Source organism: Streptococcus sp. LMAG:39 (assembly GCF_008680485.1).
Classification (GTDB): Bacteria; Bacillota; Bacilli; order Lactobacillales; family Streptococcaceae; genus Streptococcus; species Streptococcus pasteurianus.
Genome location: NZ_NALE01000001.1, coordinates 1277923 through 1293728 on the forward strand (window position 1 = coordinate 1277923; position 15806 = coordinate 1293728).

Annotated in this window: 17 protein-coding genes and 1 pseudogene; 16 read left to right on the forward strand and 2 right to left on the reverse strand. The window is 39.1% G+C overall.

The genetic code is table 11. The features are described 5' to 3' along the window. Positions 1 to 265: 265 nt before the first annotated feature. Together CCC20_RS06560 and CCC20_RS06565 are read right to left on the reverse strand one after the other, a co-directional pair. Positions 266 to 880: pseudogene (locus CCC20_RS06560) on the reverse strand (zinc-binding metallopeptidase family protein); the annotation flags it as partial. A gap of 42 nt (positions 881 to 922) precedes the next feature. Then, positions 923 to 1432, reverse strand: coding sequence for a GNAT family N-acetyltransferase (locus CCC20_RS06565; protein WP_058692642.1), 510 nt, complete (start codon positions 1430 to 1432; stop codon positions 923 to 925). Between the two features lie 448 nt (positions 1433 to 1880). Here CCC20_RS06565 and CCC20_RS06570 point away from each other — a divergent pair, with 448 nt between their 5' ends. From CCC20_RS06570 to CCC20_RS06645, 16 genes are all read left to right on the forward strand, one after another. Next, a complete protein-coding gene (locus CCC20_RS06570) occupies positions 1881 to 2174 on the forward strand; it encodes a DUF4651 domain-containing protein (RefSeq protein WP_041974068.1) in 294 nt (97 codons plus the stop codon). Further along, entirely contained in the window at positions 2167 to 2484 is a 318-nt protein-coding gene (locus CCC20_RS06575) for a thioredoxin family protein (protein ID WP_009853246.1), read from the forward strand. Before CCC20_RS06570 ends, CCC20_RS06575 begins: the two co-directional genes overlap by 8 nt. Positions 2485 to 2492: 8 nt before the next feature. Further along, a complete protein-coding gene (ytpR, locus tag CCC20_RS06580; RefSeq protein ID WP_003062937.1) occupies positions 2493 to 3119 on the forward strand; it encodes a YtpR family tRNA-binding protein in 627 nt (208 codons plus the stop codon). Positions 3120 to 3213: 94 nt separating this feature from the next. After that, a complete protein-coding gene (locus CCC20_RS06585; RefSeq protein ID WP_013851404.1) occupies positions 3214 to 3609 on the forward strand; it encodes a single-stranded DNA-binding protein in 396 nt (131 codons plus the stop codon). A gap of 118 nt (positions 3610 to 3727) precedes the next feature. Then, positions 3728 to 4534, forward strand: coding sequence for a Cof-type HAD-IIB family hydrolase (locus CCC20_RS06590; RefSeq protein WP_058692643.1), 807 nt, complete (start codon positions 3728 to 3730; stop codon positions 4532 to 4534). Positions 4535 to 4687: 153 nt separating this feature from the next. Then, positions 4688 to 5653 (forward strand): sugar ABC transporter substrate-binding protein, encoded by a 966-nt coding sequence (locus CCC20_RS06595; RefSeq protein WP_013851405.1) that lies wholly within the window; start codon positions 4688 to 4690, stop codon positions 5651 to 5653. After that, positions 5644 to 6969, forward strand: a complete 1326-nt coding sequence (locus CCC20_RS06600) for a sensor histidine kinase (RefSeq protein WP_370695861.1) — start codon at positions 5644 to 5646, stop codon at positions 6967 to 6969. Before CCC20_RS06595 ends, CCC20_RS06600 begins: the two co-directional genes overlap by 10 nt. Continuing rightward, positions 6966 to 7649, forward strand: a complete 684-nt coding sequence (locus CCC20_RS06605; RefSeq protein ID WP_003062946.1) for a response regulator transcription factor — start codon at positions 6966 to 6968, stop codon at positions 7647 to 7649. The genes CCC20_RS06600 and CCC20_RS06605 overlap by 4 nt, the downstream gene beginning before the upstream one ends. Beyond that, positions 7642 to 8946: an ABC transporter substrate-binding protein gene (locus CCC20_RS06610; RefSeq protein ID WP_003062949.1), complete on the forward strand. Its 1305-nt coding sequence runs from the start codon at positions 7642 to 7644 to the stop codon at positions 8944 to 8946. Before CCC20_RS06605 ends, CCC20_RS06610 begins: the two co-directional genes overlap by 8 nt. Positions 8947 to 9112: 166 nt before the next feature. Continuing rightward, the gene (locus CCC20_RS06615) at positions 9113 to 9541 is read left to right on the forward strand and encodes a PTS sugar transporter subunit IIA (protein WP_003062950.1); all 429 of its coding nucleotides are present in this window, start codon (positions 9113 to 9115) and stop codon (positions 9539 to 9541) included. Between the two features lie 15 nt (positions 9542 to 9556). After that, on the forward strand, positions 9557 to 10051 hold the full coding sequence (locus tag CCC20_RS06620) for a PTS sugar transporter subunit IIB (protein ID WP_058692644.1): 495 nt from the start codon (positions 9557 to 9559) through the stop codon (positions 10049 to 10051). Between the two features lie 211 nt (positions 10052 to 10262). Then, positions 10263 to 11111, forward strand: a complete 849-nt coding sequence (locus CCC20_RS06625) for a PTS mannose/fructose/sorbose/N-acetylgalactosamine transporter subunit IIC (RefSeq protein WP_003062954.1) — start codon at positions 10263 to 10265, stop codon at positions 11109 to 11111. Between the two features lies 1 nt (position 11112). Further along, entirely contained in the window at positions 11113 to 11946 is an 834-nt protein-coding gene (locus tag CCC20_RS06630; protein WP_013851407.1) for a PTS system mannose/fructose/sorbose family transporter subunit IID, read from the forward strand. A 69-nt stretch (positions 11947 to 12015) separates the two neighbouring features. After that, positions 12016 to 12303 carry a hypothetical protein gene (locus CCC20_RS06635; RefSeq protein WP_003062957.1) on the forward strand — a complete coding sequence of 96 codons (288 nt, stop codon included), beginning with the start codon at positions 12016 to 12018 and terminating at the stop codon, positions 12301 to 12303. A 568-nt stretch (positions 12304 to 12871) separates the two neighbouring features. After that, positions 12872 to 14848 (forward strand): ABC transporter substrate binding protein, encoded by a 1977-nt coding sequence (locus CCC20_RS06640; protein ID WP_058692647.1) that lies wholly within the window; start codon positions 12872 to 12874, stop codon positions 14846 to 14848. Further along, the gene (locus CCC20_RS06645) at positions 14848 to 15651 is read left to right on the forward strand and encodes an ABC transporter ATP-binding protein (protein WP_058692648.1); all 804 of its coding nucleotides are present in this window, start codon (positions 14848 to 14850) and stop codon (positions 15649 to 15651) included. Before CCC20_RS06640 ends, CCC20_RS06645 begins: the two co-directional genes overlap by 1 nt. Positions 15652 to 15806: the final 155 nt, after the last annotated feature.

Below are 15806 nucleotides of genomic sequence, written 5' to 3' on the forward strand. Positions count from 1 at the left end.
GTCCAATAAGAACGGCTGGAAATAGAAAAGGAACGTCATGTTAGGCGTTCCATAGTCTATGAAATATTCAATTTTTTATACTGATGTGTTACTCATCAAAATCTCAAATCAAGGTTATTTGACACCAATTTTGACACCAAATTTTTGTACATTGACGATTTTTGATGAAATGTGATAAATTCATAAAACCCGTGAAAAGCCTGTAAATAGGCACTTTACGGCACTCTATGAACTAAGACAAAAGCTACGCTGTAATAACAAGAGGAGTGTTATCAAGTTTTTGCCCTTTAAGGCTTTCAAGCAATTCGGTTACCATAAGCACACCGAAGCGATTGTCCCAAGCTTTAGAGATAACATTTTTTTGGTTGGCTGTGAGAATTGTTTCAGATTTTGGTACGATGATGTCGCCTGGAAGAATGCCAAATGCTTCTGCTTCAGCTTTGTCTGTAAATCCAGCGTCGAAAATGATGTCATCGATTTTTGGAAGAGCAGCAGAGCCATTTGCTCCACGAAGGAAATGCGGTGGAACAGAACCAGAAACGACTGGAATTGCGCGACCGTCACGTGTGTAAAGAGTAAAACGTTGTGAGCTTAGCACCAAAGGATTCCACCCACCAATACCAACAGCACGCATGGTACCGTCAGCTTTGATGTCGCTGACCATGAAACCAACTTCGTCCATGTGAGCGGCAACCATGATGCGTGGTGCATTTTCAGCAGCAGAGTTTTTAATACCAAAAATACCACCAAGACCGTCAGTTTGCACGTCATCAACGAGCGGTGTGATTTTTGAACGAAGATAGTTACGAACGCTATGTTCGTATCCTGCAATACTATCCAGTTCTGTGATTTCTTTTATTTTTGAAAATAATTCTGACATAAAAACCTCGATTCTTTCATAAATGAATAGTTATTTTTTGATTTAAACTCCAAATGCCTCAGAATAGGCTAATGTGCCATGCAACGGAGGAGCTGATTGAATCAATTTAATCCCCATAAAATGATTGCTCGGAACATCGAAGGGAGGGAAAATGCCCCAGTTTTTTGCTGCTTGATAGCCAAATCTTGAGTAATATTGAGGGTCACCTAAGACAATACTATAAGGAAACTGTAGAGCTTGCGCTAATTGATGCCCTTTCTTAACTAGGGCGGATCCAATCCCTTGCTGTTGATAATCGGGATGGACAGCGAGGGGAGCTAAAGCTAGGACAGTAGTATGATTGACCTGTGCTTTGGTGAATAAGATATGACCGACTATCTGACCGTCAAGCTCAGCAACCAAAGACAATTCGGGAATGAATTCTTTGCTTTGGCGTAGTCGTCGGACAAGTAAATGTTCTTGATGATCAGAATAAGGTAGGGGTGCAAATGCTTTCTTGATAACCTGATCAACAGCAGTAATATCTGATGCTTGCTCTTGTTTAATAAACATGCGTTCTCCTTGTGCTTCTTGTATCCTGTAACTATAGCCTTTGGTAAGCATTATCAGTAGCAACTATGGCAAATTCAGGTTGACATTGAGTAACAGTTTGTTGGTCGGCGTTCTTCTTAGCCTTCAGTCAAAGGCAAACAAGATACTAACTGAGAATCCCTCTACCATAACGATGCTACGAAATCCGATAGTCTGAACCAGTGGCTAACTTTGTCGTAATTGTTTCTACGTGACTGCATTATATCATATTCTGTGAAAGTCTGACAGTCTCAATCTTAACCAAGTAGATTTGTTTAATCTTAGTGCTTATATAGTGCTGAAGTGGTAGCAATCACCTACCGTGACTGCTAGGTTAGATGTCTTAGTAATGGCAACTGCAGCATTTCGACTCAAAATCCTATGTCTTGTTCTTTGGAAATCTGCTAGGAAATATGCTAAAATAAAGCGTATGAGAAACAAAAAAAGAAACTTACTGTCACGTTTTAGCTTAGTGGGAGTCGGTGGTGTCATCATTTTGGGAGCAATCCTAAAAAAACAATGCGAAGAAAAGCGACAAGAAAAAATTAAGCAAGCCATTCGTGATTATTTTAGTCGATTTGACAATATCTCGGTGCTTTATGTAAATGCTTTTGAATCTGATAAGGAGAGAACGACTGGTGGTCTTGTTTTAGAGGACGGTCGGACGTTTCAATTCGTTTACCAAAATGGTGAGATTAGCTATGAGGAGGAGAAAAATGATTAGCCCAAAATCCTATGAAGAAATGGCTACCTATCTAGAAAAACCTGAAAAAGTGGTTTTCTTTTTTACGGCAAATTGGTGTCCAGATTGCCAATTCATCTATCCAGTCATGCCTGAAATTGAAGCAGAAAATCCAGAATTCACCTTTGTCCGTGTGGATCGTGATGATTTCATGGAAGTAGCACAACGCTGGAATATTTTTGGGATTCCAAGTTTTGTGGTGACTGAAAATGGAAAAGAAATTGGTCGTTTGGTTAATAAATTACGCAAAACCAAAGCAGAAATTAACAGCTTTTTAGCTGGATTGAAATAGGAGAGAAAATGATTTTTACGTACAACAAAGAACATGTCGGTGATGTCCTCATGGTAATTGTCAAAGATAGCAAAGGTGCTAAACTTGACTATGAACGCAAAGGCAATGTCTCACGCGTTTTCCTTGAGAAAAATGGTGAAACAGTTGCTTGGAATATTTTTGAAGTGTCAAGCTTGGTTACAATTGAAGGTGTTGGTCAAGTCACTCTATCTGACCAAGACGTTGCAACATTGAACGCTGAATTGACAAAAGAAGGTTTTAGCGAACAATTGGAAAATGAGCCTTCACCAAAATTTGTTGTTGGTCAAATCAAAGAAATGGTTGCTCACCCAGACAGCGACCACTTGAACATTTGCCAAGTACAAATCTCAGATGACAAAATCGTTCAAATCGTTGCAGGTGCGCCAAATGCCGCTGTTGGTTTGAAGACAATCGTAGCCCTTCCAGGTGCTATGATGCCAAACGGAAGCCTTATTTTCCCAGGTGCCCTTCGTGGCGAAAAGAGCTTTGGTATGATGTGCTCACCTCGCGAATTAGCCCTTCCAAACGCCCCACAAAAACGTGGTATCATCGAACTTGATGACACAGCCCTAGTCGGCGAAGCCTTTAACCCAGAAAAACACTGGAAAGGGTAAGAAATAGGAAAGTCCTAGGAAACTAGGACTTTTTTGTTACATTAATTTACTGTTTTCTAGATTCTTTTTCGAATAATAAGATAAGGAGGTAATGATGTACAATAAAGTTATTATGATTGGTCGTTTGACGGCGCAGCCTGAGCTTGTGACGACGTCAAATGAGAAATCTGTTACACGTGTAACATTAGCAGTTAACCGCCGTTTTAAATCGCAAAATGGTGAGCGTGAGGCTGATTTTATTTCAATTGTGGTTTGGGGACGTTTAGCAGAAACTCTTGTTTCTTATGCTGGAAAAGGAAGTCTGATTTCGATTGATGGCGAGCTTCGCACACGCAAATATGAAAAAGATGGTCACACGAATTATGTGACAGAAGTGCTTTGCCATTCTTTCCAACTTTTAGAAAGCCGTGCCCAACGTGCTATGCGAGAAAATAATGTGGCAAACGACCTCGCTGATTTAGTTTTGGAAGAGGAAGAATTACCATTTTAACCAACCCAAGCTCGAGTTAGTTTTTGACTTGAGCTTTTTTTGTTATTATCAGGAAATAGTTTTTTTGAAAACCTTTTCAAAAAATGCTATACTGAGAGAAAATAGGAGGAAAAGTACAATGGTAAAAATAATTTTTAGTGATATTGACGGCACTCTTATTAATGATGCCTTAAAAGTGATGCCTAGGACACGCCAAGCCCTTCGTCATGCTGTTGATACAGGTATTTTATTTGTTCCAGTTTCGGCGCGTATGCCAGAGGCGATTAAGCCAATTTTGAAAGATTTTTTACCTGATGTACCCATGATTTCCTATAATGGTGCCCTCATCCAAGATGAACAAGGGCAAGTAATTGATAGTTGTCCGATGAGTCCACAAGAAGCGCAAGCGATTTGTCAGTATTTAGAAAAAGAAGTCTCTGACGTTGCTTGGAATGTTTACAGCGGTGAAAAGTGGTTGTCCCAAAACCGTGCTAATCGTTGGATTTCACGTGAAGAGCGCGTGGTGGACTTAGCCTCTAAGGAAGCGAACTTGGAACAAATCGGTCGATTGCCAGAAGTTCATAAAATCTTGTTAATGGGTGAACCAGAACGCATGGAAGCTTTGGAAAATAAGCTAAAAAGTCTCTATTCAGATTTATCAATTGCAAGGTCGCTGCCTTATTATATTGAAATTATGGCAAGTGGGATTCATAAAGGAAGGGCAGTCCAGACTTTGGCGCAGCATTACGAGGTTGATATGGCAGATACGCTTGCTTTTGGTGACAATTTTAACGATTTAGACATGCTAGAGGCAGTAGGTGAAGCTTATGTTATGGCAAATGCGCCTCAAGAAGTCAAGGAGCAAGTCGGACACGTAACAGCTAGTCACAATCATGACGGTATTGCCTTAGTTCTGGAAAAACTTGGCATAAGTAGTTTCGAATAAATAGAGTATAAAAAACACCTGCGGGTGTTTTTTAAATTCGTTAGATAGAATGAGGGGCTATTTCTGACTGAATTGTCTGTACAATTTAAACGTGTTATAATTAAGGCAAATATAGCTATCAGTGGTCTCTTGATTTTATTGAAAAGGTATGAGATGAAAAAACGGAAATATGTCGGTGTTTTGGTAAGCGCTTTTATTGGGGTTCTTGCCATTGTGGGAGTTTATTGGAACTATAAAATGGTTCCTTCAAATGAAAATCAGGTTAAGATTGGTGCGACCTACATGACCATGAACAATGATTTTTACAAGGTATTAAACAACGAGGTTGAAAAAATTGTTGAGGAAAATAATGATATTTTGTACACTAGAGACCCTGCTTTGGACGTTGATAAACAAACGCAACAGGTTGAATCGTTTATTGAAAAGGGTGTTAATATCATTATCATCAATCCTGTTGATGCAAACAGTCAAAAATTAATAAAAGCTTTGAAGAAAGCGAAAAGAGCTGGGATAAAAATTGTTGTTGTCGATAGTCAACTATCAGATGATTCTTCAGTAGATACGACAATTGTATCGGATAATTATCAAGCTGGTGTTTTATGCGCTCAAAATTTAATGCAGACGCAATCAAGTGCCAAAATTTTGTTATTGGAACATCAAAATGCAGTATCAGCAGTAGATCGTATCAATGGATTTTTAGATACGATTGAAGGAAATGATACCTATCAAGTGGTTGACCGCAAGGATTGCTTAGGGCAAACCGAAATAGCGATGCCGCAAGTGGAATCGGTCATCGCTTCAGGGGTCGAATTTGACACGGTGATGGCGCTTAATGACCAAGTGGCTATCGGAGCTTTGGCTGCAATTGAAAATTCAAATGTGACAACATCGATTAAAATCTATGGTGTAGATGGTTCGCCAGATATGAAAAATTTATTGGCAACGACGAGTTCGATTCAAGCAACAGTAGCGCAATCGCCGTTAACAATCGGTAAACGAGCGATTCAGGCGGGTTACTCGCTATATCACAACAAATCAGTAGATAAGGAAATTGTCATTCCAGTTGAATTTATGACTAGTGAGAACGTTTCTGACTTTGATTTAGCAGGGTGGCAATGATGAAAGCTTTGAAAAATATTGATTTTGCAAAACGTGCCCTGATTATTATTAATTTCTTGGCGGTGTTATTTTATAGCTCAGTTTATTTGTCAGCTACAAAGTACATTATTGACAATGGTTTGAGTCGTTCTTTATTAGAAGAAATTAGCGTCATTCCAAGTTCACCAGAGCGAATTTTTTGGTTGTCAAATCTCTTTTTTGCAGGGCTTTTACTTGTTATTTATATCAGAAATCAAAAGTTTAAAAAAGGGACAACGGCGCGTGATTGGTTTGCGATTTTTGAGGTGCTCTTGTTGTTAGCTACCTTTGTAGCGCTGCAATTTTCCTATAACGGTTTAATTTTGCTTGTTTTTATGGATATCTTTTTCTCTTACACGGATTTTTACACGTTTCGTGAGAAAAAGTCATGGTTGCTCTTTATTGTCGCTAGTTTCGGTGCGCTTTTGCTGTCAAATTATGACGTCTTGTCGCTTCTGATTAGAACGCCTGATTTGGATGTTTATATCGGATTTTTCCCTGCAAGCACGCGTTTAGTGATTCTTTTCATCAAAAATTGTCTGGTGTCGCTAAATATTATCATTTTCATTATTTCTTTAGTGACTTACATTGTTTATTCGGTGACTGAAAACCATAAGATTGAGGAAGAATTGCTCATGGCCTCGCAGGCAAATACGCGTTTGAAAGAATACGTGGCGGTGTCTGAAAAAATTACTGAGGATAGGGAACGCAGGCGTATTGCGCGTGAAATTCACGATACTATTGGTCATGCCTTGACAGGCATTTCTGCAGGAATTGATGCGGTGATTGTCTTGATTGACCTTGACCCAAATAACGCTAAAAAGCAATTGACCAATGTTTCCAACGTTGTGCGAGAAGGGATTGTTGATGTTAGACGCTCGCTGAATAAAATGCGTCCAGGTGCTCTGGAAAATCGTAGTTTAAAAGACGCTATTGAAAAAATGCTTGCCGAGTATCAAGAATTATCGCATTTGCAGATTGATTTGAATTATCAGTGGGATAATGTTGATTTTGACAAAACAAAAGAAGATGTCATTTTCCGTGTCATTCAAGAATCTGTGACCAATTCTTTGCGTCATGGACGAGCAACTGAAATTAAGATTAGTATGCTAAATAAAGATGATTACGTTTTGCTCATTAAAGATAATGGAGTGGGGAGTGAAACGATTCAATACGGTTTTGGGTTGACCCAAATGACGGAACGCTTAGCCATTATTGGTGGTTGTGTCCAATTTTCAGGTGAGGATGGTTTTGCCACAACGATTCATATCCCTAAAATAAAAGGAGAAGAAGAATGATACGAGTATTAATTGCTGACGACCAAGAATTGATTAGAGAGTCGTTAAAAATTGTCTTGTCTGCCTATCCTGATATCGAAGTTGTTGGCGCGGTGAGTGATGGGACAGAGGTTTTGGAAGCTCTACCGACTAGCAAACCAGACGTGGTTTTAATGGATATTCGTATGCCAAAAATGGACGGTGTTTTGTGTACCAAAGCTGTTAAAGAACATTTCCCAAATACGAAGGTGATTATCCTAACGACTTTTGATGATGATGATTTTATTTATAGCGCTCTAAAATATGGTGCCAGTGGTTATTTGCTGAAGGGAACTTCGATGGATGAATTGCATGATGCGGTGGTGACGGTTAATGACGGACGTGCCATGCTAAATCCAGATATTGCCACAAAAGTTTTTAAACTTTTTTCACAAATGGCGCAATCAAACTTTGCTATCCAAGTTGATGATGCGTTAACGACCGACATTAGTAAAATGGAGTGGCGTATTATACAGCAGATTGGTTTTGGATTGTCCAATAAAGAAATTGCTGCCAAACTGTATCTGTCAGAAGGAACCGTTAGAAATTATCTATCTAGCATCCTTTCTAAGTTGAATTTACGTGACCGTACGCAGCTTGCTATTTGGGCGGTGCAGACAGGTGTCACCTTGAAATCATTTGAGGAAGATGACCATGACTAAACTCAAAAAATATTACAAATGGTTATTGCTACCACTACTAGTAATTGTCGTTGGGAGTGCTGCTTTTATTTATCATCAAACACACCAGAAAATCATTTTAAAAATCGGCATTTATGCAGGAAGTAGCTGGGATGTGCCGAATGGAAATGATTATAAAGTCATTGATACTGCGATTTCACGCTTTGAAAAATTGTACCCAAATGTCGAGGTGGTCTATGAGAGTGGTATTTCAAAGGATGATTATTCTGATTGGTTAACAGACCAGATTGTTGCAGGAACACAACCAGATGTTTTTATCGTGCCAGAAGATGACTTTAACCTCTTGTCATCAACAGGCGTACTTGCCAAGTTAGATGAGCATATTAGTACAAGCTTTGATGATTCGATATTTTATGAATCCTCTTATAAGGCAGGAAATTATAATAATACGCAGTACGCTTTGCCATTTGAAAGCAATCCAACCATGATGTGTATTAATATTGACCTTTTGGAAAAAGAGGGAATTTCGATTCCAGATTCTGGGTGGACTTTAGAGGACTTTTACAATATTTGCAAGCAAGTGACTAAGGATACTGACGGTGATGGGGTGATTGACCAGTATGGTTGTATAGGCTACACTTGGCAACAAGCTGTCGCTGCCTATGGTGCGAAGCTATTTAACACAACGGGAACGAAAGCTTATTTTGACAGTGATGACGTGAAAAATGCCCTTTCCTTGATTACGCAACTCAATGCTCTTAGTGGAAATTATGAGGTCACTTCACAAGATTTTGACGAAGGAAAGGTTGCTTTTTTGCCAATGACTTTGGCAGAATATCGCACTTATAAGCCTTATCCTTATCATGTTGCGAAATATTCTAGCTTCTCATGGTCTTGTGTGACAATGCCAGCAAGTAGTGAGGACGGCGATGCAACGCAAGTCGCAACATCGCTTTATGCCATGTCCTTAAAAACCAAACACCGTACCTTGGCGTGGGAATTTTTGCAATTACTCTGTACCGATGAAGACATTCAACAATCAGTCTTTGATTATTCGCAAGGGGCATCTGTTTTGAAAAGTGTGATGCAAAGTGACGCCACGAAAGAAAAACTAAAAGAGGATGGTTTTGGTTCAGATTCTTTGACGGTTTCAACATTAGATTCAATGCTTAGCCAAGGAATTACCCAGCCAACGTTTAAAACGTATAACACCGTACTGGAACAAGCAGACTATCTGATTACCAAATCTATTGCCAATAACAGTATCGAGACAGATTTATTTACAATCCAAAAGACAATAGAAGACAGTTTGAAATAATCTTGATGACATCTGGAGAGTTTGATCTCCAGATGTTTTTGTTTGTTTTCAAAATGACAAATGTCATATTCGAGGTGATAAATGTCATCAGAATAAAGTGACAAACGAGAGTGTGAAAACGTTTTATTTAAAGCTAAAATAAAAGGCAGATAAGGAGATAAGTTCTATGAAGTATTTACTACTAGTCAGTCATGGAGACTTTGCGACGGGTCTAAAAACGTCTTTGGCGATGTTTGCGGAAGATAAAATTGATCAAGTCATCGCTGTCGGTCTAAAAAATGGCAAAACAGTTGATGACTTTGAAAAAGATTTCAGACAAGCTATTTCAGGTTTAACAGCTGACGATTCCGTTGTTGTTCTTGCTGATATTATTGGCGGTAGCCCTTTGACAACTGCTTGTAACGTCTTGGACGAACTCGGAAAATTGGAAAATGCTGTTGTTTTAGGTGGTATGAATTTACCAATGGCAATTACTTCTGCAGTGATGAAAGATATGCTTGAGGGCGATGATTTTGTACAAGCCGTTTTGCCAGAAGCTCAAGCGGCTCTTCAAGAATTCAAAATCACTTCAGATGATGATGACGATGATATTTAAAAAAGGAGATAAAAAATGACTGTATCATTTGTACGTATTGATGACCGCATGATTCATGGGCAAACTGTAACACGTTGGGCAAAAGAATACCCTTGTGACGGTTTGATTGCCGTAAACAATGCTGCTTCAAAAAACAAAGTTTTAACCCAAGCTTACAAAGGAGCTTCGGACAAGAAAACCTTTGTTTGGTCGGTAGATGCTTTTGGACAAAAATCTCAAAAAGTATTGGATTCTGACACGCGCTATTTTGTGATTACCAAGAATCCAATTGACATGAAAAAAATTCTGGTTGACCAAGGTTTTGTTCCTAGTGATGTAAAAGAAATTATCGTTGGTCCATGTAATGACCGACCAGGTGCTGTCAAGCTTGGGAATAATCAATCTATCACCCAAGAAGAAGCAGATGCCCTTGAAGCAATTGAAAAAGCTGGATACAAAGTGAAATTCCAATTATTGCCAGATGTTTCAATCGGTTACTGGTCAGATTTCAAATCAAAATTTGGTTATTAATTTATTGTTACTTAGCAGCGAATAAAGTGAGTTGGCATAGCTATTTTTGATGCCAAAACTCGTTTGCGCTCTTTGTATCTTGTTAATTGAACACGAGCTGCGAGCTGTGTCAAAAAGATAGTTTCTCCTAGAGTCTAGCGACTCTTCGTCAAAACTCCTATTTTCCCTTTGCTCGCTGACGCTCTTTGTATCTTAGTATAGGAGATGTATTATGACAATTTCTTGGTTTCAAGCAGCTTTGTTAGGGTTGTTTGCATGTTTGTCTTCAATGCCAGGTCTTGGTGGTACAACCATTGGTAACTATACGCTTGGTCGTCCTCTTGTCGGTGGCCTTGTCTGTGGACTTATTCTTGGCGATGTTAAAACAGGAATCATTTGTGGTGTTGCTATGCAGTTGGTTTACATTGCCCTTGTAACACCTGGTGGTACTGTTTCAGCTGACGTGCGTGCGGTGTCTTATATCGGTATTCCTTTGGCAATGGTAGCCATCCATTCTCAAGGTTTATCAGCTGATTCAGCTGATGCGGCTAACTTGGCTAAATCAATGGGTACGCTTGTTGGTACTGTCGGTACGGTTCTTTTCTACGGAACAGCAACCATGAATCTTATTTGGCAACACATTGGTTGGCGTGCGGTAGAAAAAGGTCAATTTAGAAAACTTTATCAAGTTGACTGGCTCTATCCTTGGGTATCACATTTTGTATTCTCATTTATCCCAACATTGGTAATGTGTAAACTTGGTGCGACTGCTGTTACAGCAATGAAAGATGCACTTCCAATGGATGGTATTCCAATGAAAACCCTCTTTACAGTAGGGGCTTTGTTACCATGTGTCGGAATTGCCATTCTTTTGAAACAAATTGTTGAAAAAGTGACTGACTTTATTCCATTCTTTGTTGGTTTTACTTTGGCAGCTTCACTTGGTTTGAATTTGGTCTCATGTGCAGTGATTTCATTAATCTTTGCCGTATTATTCTATGAGCTTGAAATGGTTAAAACTGTAAGAGCAACAGCCACAGCAGCTGATGACTTTGATGACGATGATGAGGAGGATATCTAAAATGGCTCAAAAGAAATTAACAAAGAAAACCTTGATGAAATCTTTCCATCATTGGTATTATGGTAACCTTACTTGCTTCTCACAAGAGCATATGCAAACCTTTGGTTATTTGACATCAATGCTTCCAATCGTGGAAGAATTGTATGACAATAAAGAAGACCAAGCGCGTTCAATGCAAACTTACACAGCTTTTTTCAATACAGAACCACAGCTTGGTTCACTCATTGTCGGAATCACAGCAGGTCTTGAAGAAGCGCGTGCTAATGGTTCTGAAGAGGTTGATGACGAAACCATTAACGGACTTCGTGCAGGGCTTATGGGACCCGTGGCTGGTATCGGTGACTCACTTGTTGTTGGAACTTTGATTCCAGTTATTTTAGGGATTGCCCTTGGTCTTTCCACTGGTGGCTCACCAATCGGTGCCGTTTTCTACATTGTCGTTTGGAACTTGTTAGCTTATCTCGGTATGAGATTTGCCTATTTCAAAGGTTATGAACTCGGTGATAAAGCTGTTGAATTTCTCGTCGGTGCTCAAGGTCAAGCCATTCGTAAAGCCGTTTCTATCGTTGGTGGTATGGTTGTCGGTGGTGTTGCTGCCACTTGGGTATCTGTCCAAACATCATTCCAACTTGGTAGTGCTAAAAATCCGTACTTGGTTCTTCAAGATAAATTAGACGCTGTTTATCCAGGTTTGCTAACAGCAATCTTCATCGTCTTTTGCTGGTGGCTAATGGCTAAGAAAAATATCTCACCAATTAAAGTCATGCTATTACTTGTCGTTATTGCCTTTGTTGGTGTTCTCGTTGGATTCTTCGATCCAGGTTTGTCTTACTAACACGCTTTAGAAATATCAACCTTACTAGGGCTTTCTTGCGTATCATATCAATCAAAAGAGGAAAAATTCATGACAAAATCAGAAGTGCTTAATGGTTATCAAACAGAAATAGCCTACCAAAAACATATGATTGAAAATCTCGGACGTTGGCTAACTTTGCTCTTTTTAGTAGCAAGTATTGGATTTTTGCTAGTATATTTCTTTCGTCAAACCAATCTCATTTTATCTATTCTTGGCTACGTCCTAGCTTTTGTCGGTGTTTCGGGAATGTTGCTTTTTGGTTACGGCATTTACCGTGGCAAACAGAATGTCGCCAAACTCATTGATGATTTTGAAATGAAACTCCAATCCTTTTAAATATAAATTCCTTTAAAGATACCTTTTTAATCTCATTACAATACTTATTCAAAAACAAAAAGTTTCTAGTACATAATCTCTTTGCTAGGGACTTTTTTAATAACTCTTTTTTCTGAATTTTAAAAATATATTGACAGAAAGCAAAAATAAGGGTAAACTGTAAACAATCAAAAACAATGATAGTAAGCCATGTGAAATGTCTCATGGTTTACAACTTAACAGGAGGAAATATGCTGAAAAAGGCGTCTGTAATGACTGAAAAACTAAATCATTACTATTACTTTAGTTTCTTTAGATAGACGTTTGTAGCCAATCATGGATGCAAACGTCATACCGTTTGTATCTATGAAGCTAAAGCATTTTACTGTTGAGAAAAGCCGATTAGATACTTTGAGTTCTAATTGGCAAGTAAGATATGTTTTTACGCATGTATTGGAAACCAGTTAGACTTTTGAGCCTAGCTGGTTTTATTTATTGTGGCTGATGTAGAACTAGGCAGTTCTAATATTGAGAAAGTTTTCCAATTTCGACAGCAAGATTGGGAGCAAGAAAAGCGGAGGTAAGTAGTATGAAAAGAAACATGGCAACTATTATGGTTTTGATGTTAGCTGTGCTCACATTATTTGGATGTTCATCATCAAAAAGTACTAGTGACGATGGTGTCCATATTGGGATTCTTCAGTATGTTGAACATCAATCGCTAACAGCAGCTCGCAAGGGATTTGTGGATGAATTAGAAAAAGAAGGGTATATTGACGGGGATAATATTGTCATTGATTATGAAAATGCACAAGGTGACCAGTCAAATTTACAAACCATTTCAACCAATTTGATTGCTAATAATGACCTTGTTTTAGGGATTGCAACACCAGCCGCACAGACCTTGGCTAATTTATCAACCGACGTTCCAGTCTTGTTTACAGCAGTTACCGACCCAGTATCAGCAAAATTAGTTGATTCAATGAAAAATCCTGGGGGTATTGCAACAGGGACAAGCGATATGTCACCTATTTCAAAACAAGTCGAATTATTACAAAAAGTTATGCCGAATGTAACAAAAGTTGGCATCATGTACACGACAAATGAACGCAATTCCGAAGTTCAAGTTGAAGAAGCAAAAGAAGCGTTTGCTAAGGCAGGTATCGAGGCCATTACCAAAGGTATTTCATCAACGAACGATGTTCAAGATACCGCTAAAAGCCTGATGAGCCAGACAGAAGTTCTATTTATCCCAACGGATAACATGATTGTTAGTGCTATCTCGCTCATTACAGAATTATCGAAAGAAACAAAAATCCCAGTTGTCGGTGGTTCAGCAGATGTTGTGGAACAAGGTGTCCTTTTTACGTACGGTGCCAATTACGAAGCCCTTGGTCGTCAAACGGCAAAATTAGCCATTCGTATCCTTGAAGGTGAAGATGTTAGTGATGTTGCTGCGGAATACCCAGAGACACTAAACGTCGTTACTAATGATGAAATGGCTGAGACTTTAGGAATTGATTTAAGCAGTATTGAGAACGACACGACAGAATCGTCTTCTGATACGACCGAAACAAGCACATCAGCAAGCTCAAGCACAACGAAAACCAGTTCATCAAGCACGTCAACACAAACGTCAGATTCATCAAGTACGAACGGTTGGCTTGATATTGTTTTATCGGCAATTTCACAAGGTCTTTTGTGGTCAATCATGGCAATTGGTGTCTTTATTACTTTCCGTATTTTAGATATTGCTGACCTTTCTGCCGAAGGCTCATTCCCACTCGGGGCAGCTTCAACAGCGATTATGATTGTCAATGGCATTAATCCCTTAATTGCTACTATTGGTGGTTTTGTTGCAGGAATGGTTGCTGGTGCAGTGTCTGGTTTCATGCACACCAAGATGAAAATTCCAGCTCTGTTAACAGGGATTATTACCCTTACGGCACTTTATTCTATCAATCTTTTGGTGCTAGGTAGTGCCAATGTTTCGTTAGCAGGTCAAGAAACACTCGTGACCTTAATGACATCAGCACTTAACTTGTCGAAACTATATGCTGTGATTTTGATTGGTGTTATCTTTGTCGCATTAGTCATTATCTTGCTGGTGGTTCTGTTAAATACGCAAGTCGGTCTCGCGCTTCGTGCAACAGGTGATAATATTGCTATGGGTGAGGCTAATGGTATCAAGGTTGACCGCATGAAGATTTTGGGTTACATGATTTCAAATGGTTTGATTGCCCTTGCTGGTTCACTTTTGGCGCAAAATAATGGCTACGCGGATATGAATATGGGAACAGGTACGATTGTTAATGGTTTGGCATCTATTATCCTTGCTGAAGTTATCGTGAAATATTTGCCACTTGGCAAACGTCTCTGGTCAATTGTTCTTGGTTCAATCTTATATCGTCTGGTGCTTGTTATCATTCTAGCCATGAATGTCGATGCGCAAATGCTCAAATTAGCGTCAGCGATTCTGCTTGCCTTGATTCTCTATGTTCCAGAAATTCGCAACAAACTTCATATCAAACCCTCAAAAACATTAACTCCAGGAGGTAAAGATTAATGGCACTTTTAACATTATCAAATATTCATAAAACCTTTGAAAAAGGAACTGTTAACGAAAATCACGTTTTGCGTGGCTTAGATTTAGACATTGAACAAGGTGATTTCATCTCTGTCATTGGAGGAAATGGTGCTGGGAAATCAACACTTATGAATTCCATTGCTGGCGTCGTTGACATTGACGAAGGAGACATTCTTCTGGAAGGAGAATCTATTCGTAAAGCTTCTGTTGCCGCACGTTCAAAAGATATTAGCCGTGTATTCCAAGACCCACGAATGGGAACAGCAACCAATTTAACGATTGAAGAAAATATGGCGATTGCTTACCGTCGTGGTAAAAAGCGCAGCTTCTTCAAAAAATCTGTCACCGAACAAGAACGTGAATTGTTCAAAGAAACGTTGACAGAACTTGGTTTAGGACTGGAAAATCGTATGAAAACAGATGCGGCTTTCTTATCAGGTGGTCAACGCCAAGCACTAACGCTTGCTATGGCAACCTTGGTACGCCCCAAAATTCTTCTCTTAGATGAACACACAGCAGCCCTTGACCCAAAAACAAGTGACATGGTTATGCATTTAACGAAAAAAATCGTTGAAGAACAAGAGCTAACAACCCTAATGATTACTCATAATATGGAACACGCTATCGAGTATGGTAATCGTCTTATCATGCTTTATCATGGCAAAATCGTGGTTGATGTTCGTGGCGATGAAAAGAAAAACCTCACCGTTGCTCAACTCATGGACCTCTTCCACAAAAATAGCGGTCAAGCCCTAAACGACGATGCCCTAGTGCTGGGGTGACATAGATTAATTGAGAAAAATTACTTTCATAATAGGAACAATTTCAACTCAGTTTTCTTTTTCTGAGAATTAGTGTTTTTTTCTTGACTATTTATGACCAAGTGTTAGAATAGTTTTTGTAGGAATTAGCACTCGTTATATTAGAGTGCTAAAAA

What these genes read in the sequence shown, in the direction of transcription:
- CCC20_RS06565 (WP_058692642.1), bottom strand. Translation starts at nt 1,432, where the DNA reads ATGTTTATTAAACAAGAGCAAGCATCAGATATTACTGCTGTTGATCAG.
- CCC20_RS06570 (WP_041974068.1), top strand. Translation starts at nt 1,881, where the DNA reads ATGAGAAACAAAAAAAGAAACTTACTGTCACGTTTTAGCTTAGTGGGA.
- CCC20_RS06575 (WP_009853246.1), top strand. Translation starts at nt 2,167, where the DNA reads ATGATTAGCCCAAAATCCTATGAAGAAATGGCTACCTATCTAGAAAAA.
- ytpR (WP_003062937.1), top strand. Translation starts at nt 2,493, where the DNA reads ATGATTTTTACGTACAACAAAGAACATGTCGGTGATGTCCTCATGGTA.
- CCC20_RS06585 (WP_013851404.1), top strand. Translation starts at nt 3,214, where the DNA reads ATGTACAATAAAGTTATTATGATTGGTCGTTTGACGGCGCAGCCTGAG.
- CCC20_RS06590 (WP_058692643.1), top strand. Translation starts at nt 3,728, where the DNA reads ATGGTAAAAATAATTTTTAGTGATATTGACGGCACTCTTATTAATGAT.
- CCC20_RS06595 (WP_013851405.1), top strand. Translation starts at nt 4,688, where the DNA reads ATGAAAAAACGGAAATATGTCGGTGTTTTGGTAAGCGCTTTTATTGGG.
- CCC20_RS06605 (WP_003062946.1), top strand. Translation starts at nt 6,966, where the DNA reads ATGATACGAGTATTAATTGCTGACGACCAAGAATTGATTAGAGAGTCG.
- CCC20_RS06610 (WP_003062949.1), top strand. Translation starts at nt 7,642, where the DNA reads ATGACTAAACTCAAAAAATATTACAAATGGTTATTGCTACCACTACTA.
- CCC20_RS06615 (WP_003062950.1), top strand. Translation starts at nt 9,113, where the DNA reads ATGAAGTATTTACTACTAGTCAGTCATGGAGACTTTGCGACGGGTCTA.
- CCC20_RS06620 (WP_058692644.1), top strand. Translation starts at nt 9,557, where the DNA reads ATGACTGTATCATTTGTACGTATTGATGACCGCATGATTCATGGGCAA.
- CCC20_RS06625 (WP_003062954.1), top strand. Translation starts at nt 10,263, where the DNA reads ATGACAATTTCTTGGTTTCAAGCAGCTTTGTTAGGGTTGTTTGCATGT.
- CCC20_RS06630 (WP_013851407.1), top strand. Translation starts at nt 11,113, where the DNA reads ATGGCTCAAAAGAAATTAACAAAGAAAACCTTGATGAAATCTTTCCAT.
- CCC20_RS06635 (WP_003062957.1), top strand. Translation starts at nt 12,016, where the DNA reads ATGACAAAATCAGAAGTGCTTAATGGTTATCAAACAGAAATAGCCTAC.
- CCC20_RS06640 (WP_058692647.1), top strand. Translation starts at nt 12,872, where the DNA reads ATGAAAAGAAACATGGCAACTATTATGGTTTTGATGTTAGCTGTGCTC.
- CCC20_RS06645 (WP_058692648.1), top strand. Translation starts at nt 14,848, where the DNA reads ATGGCACTTTTAACATTATCAAATATTCATAAAACCTTTGAAAAAGGA.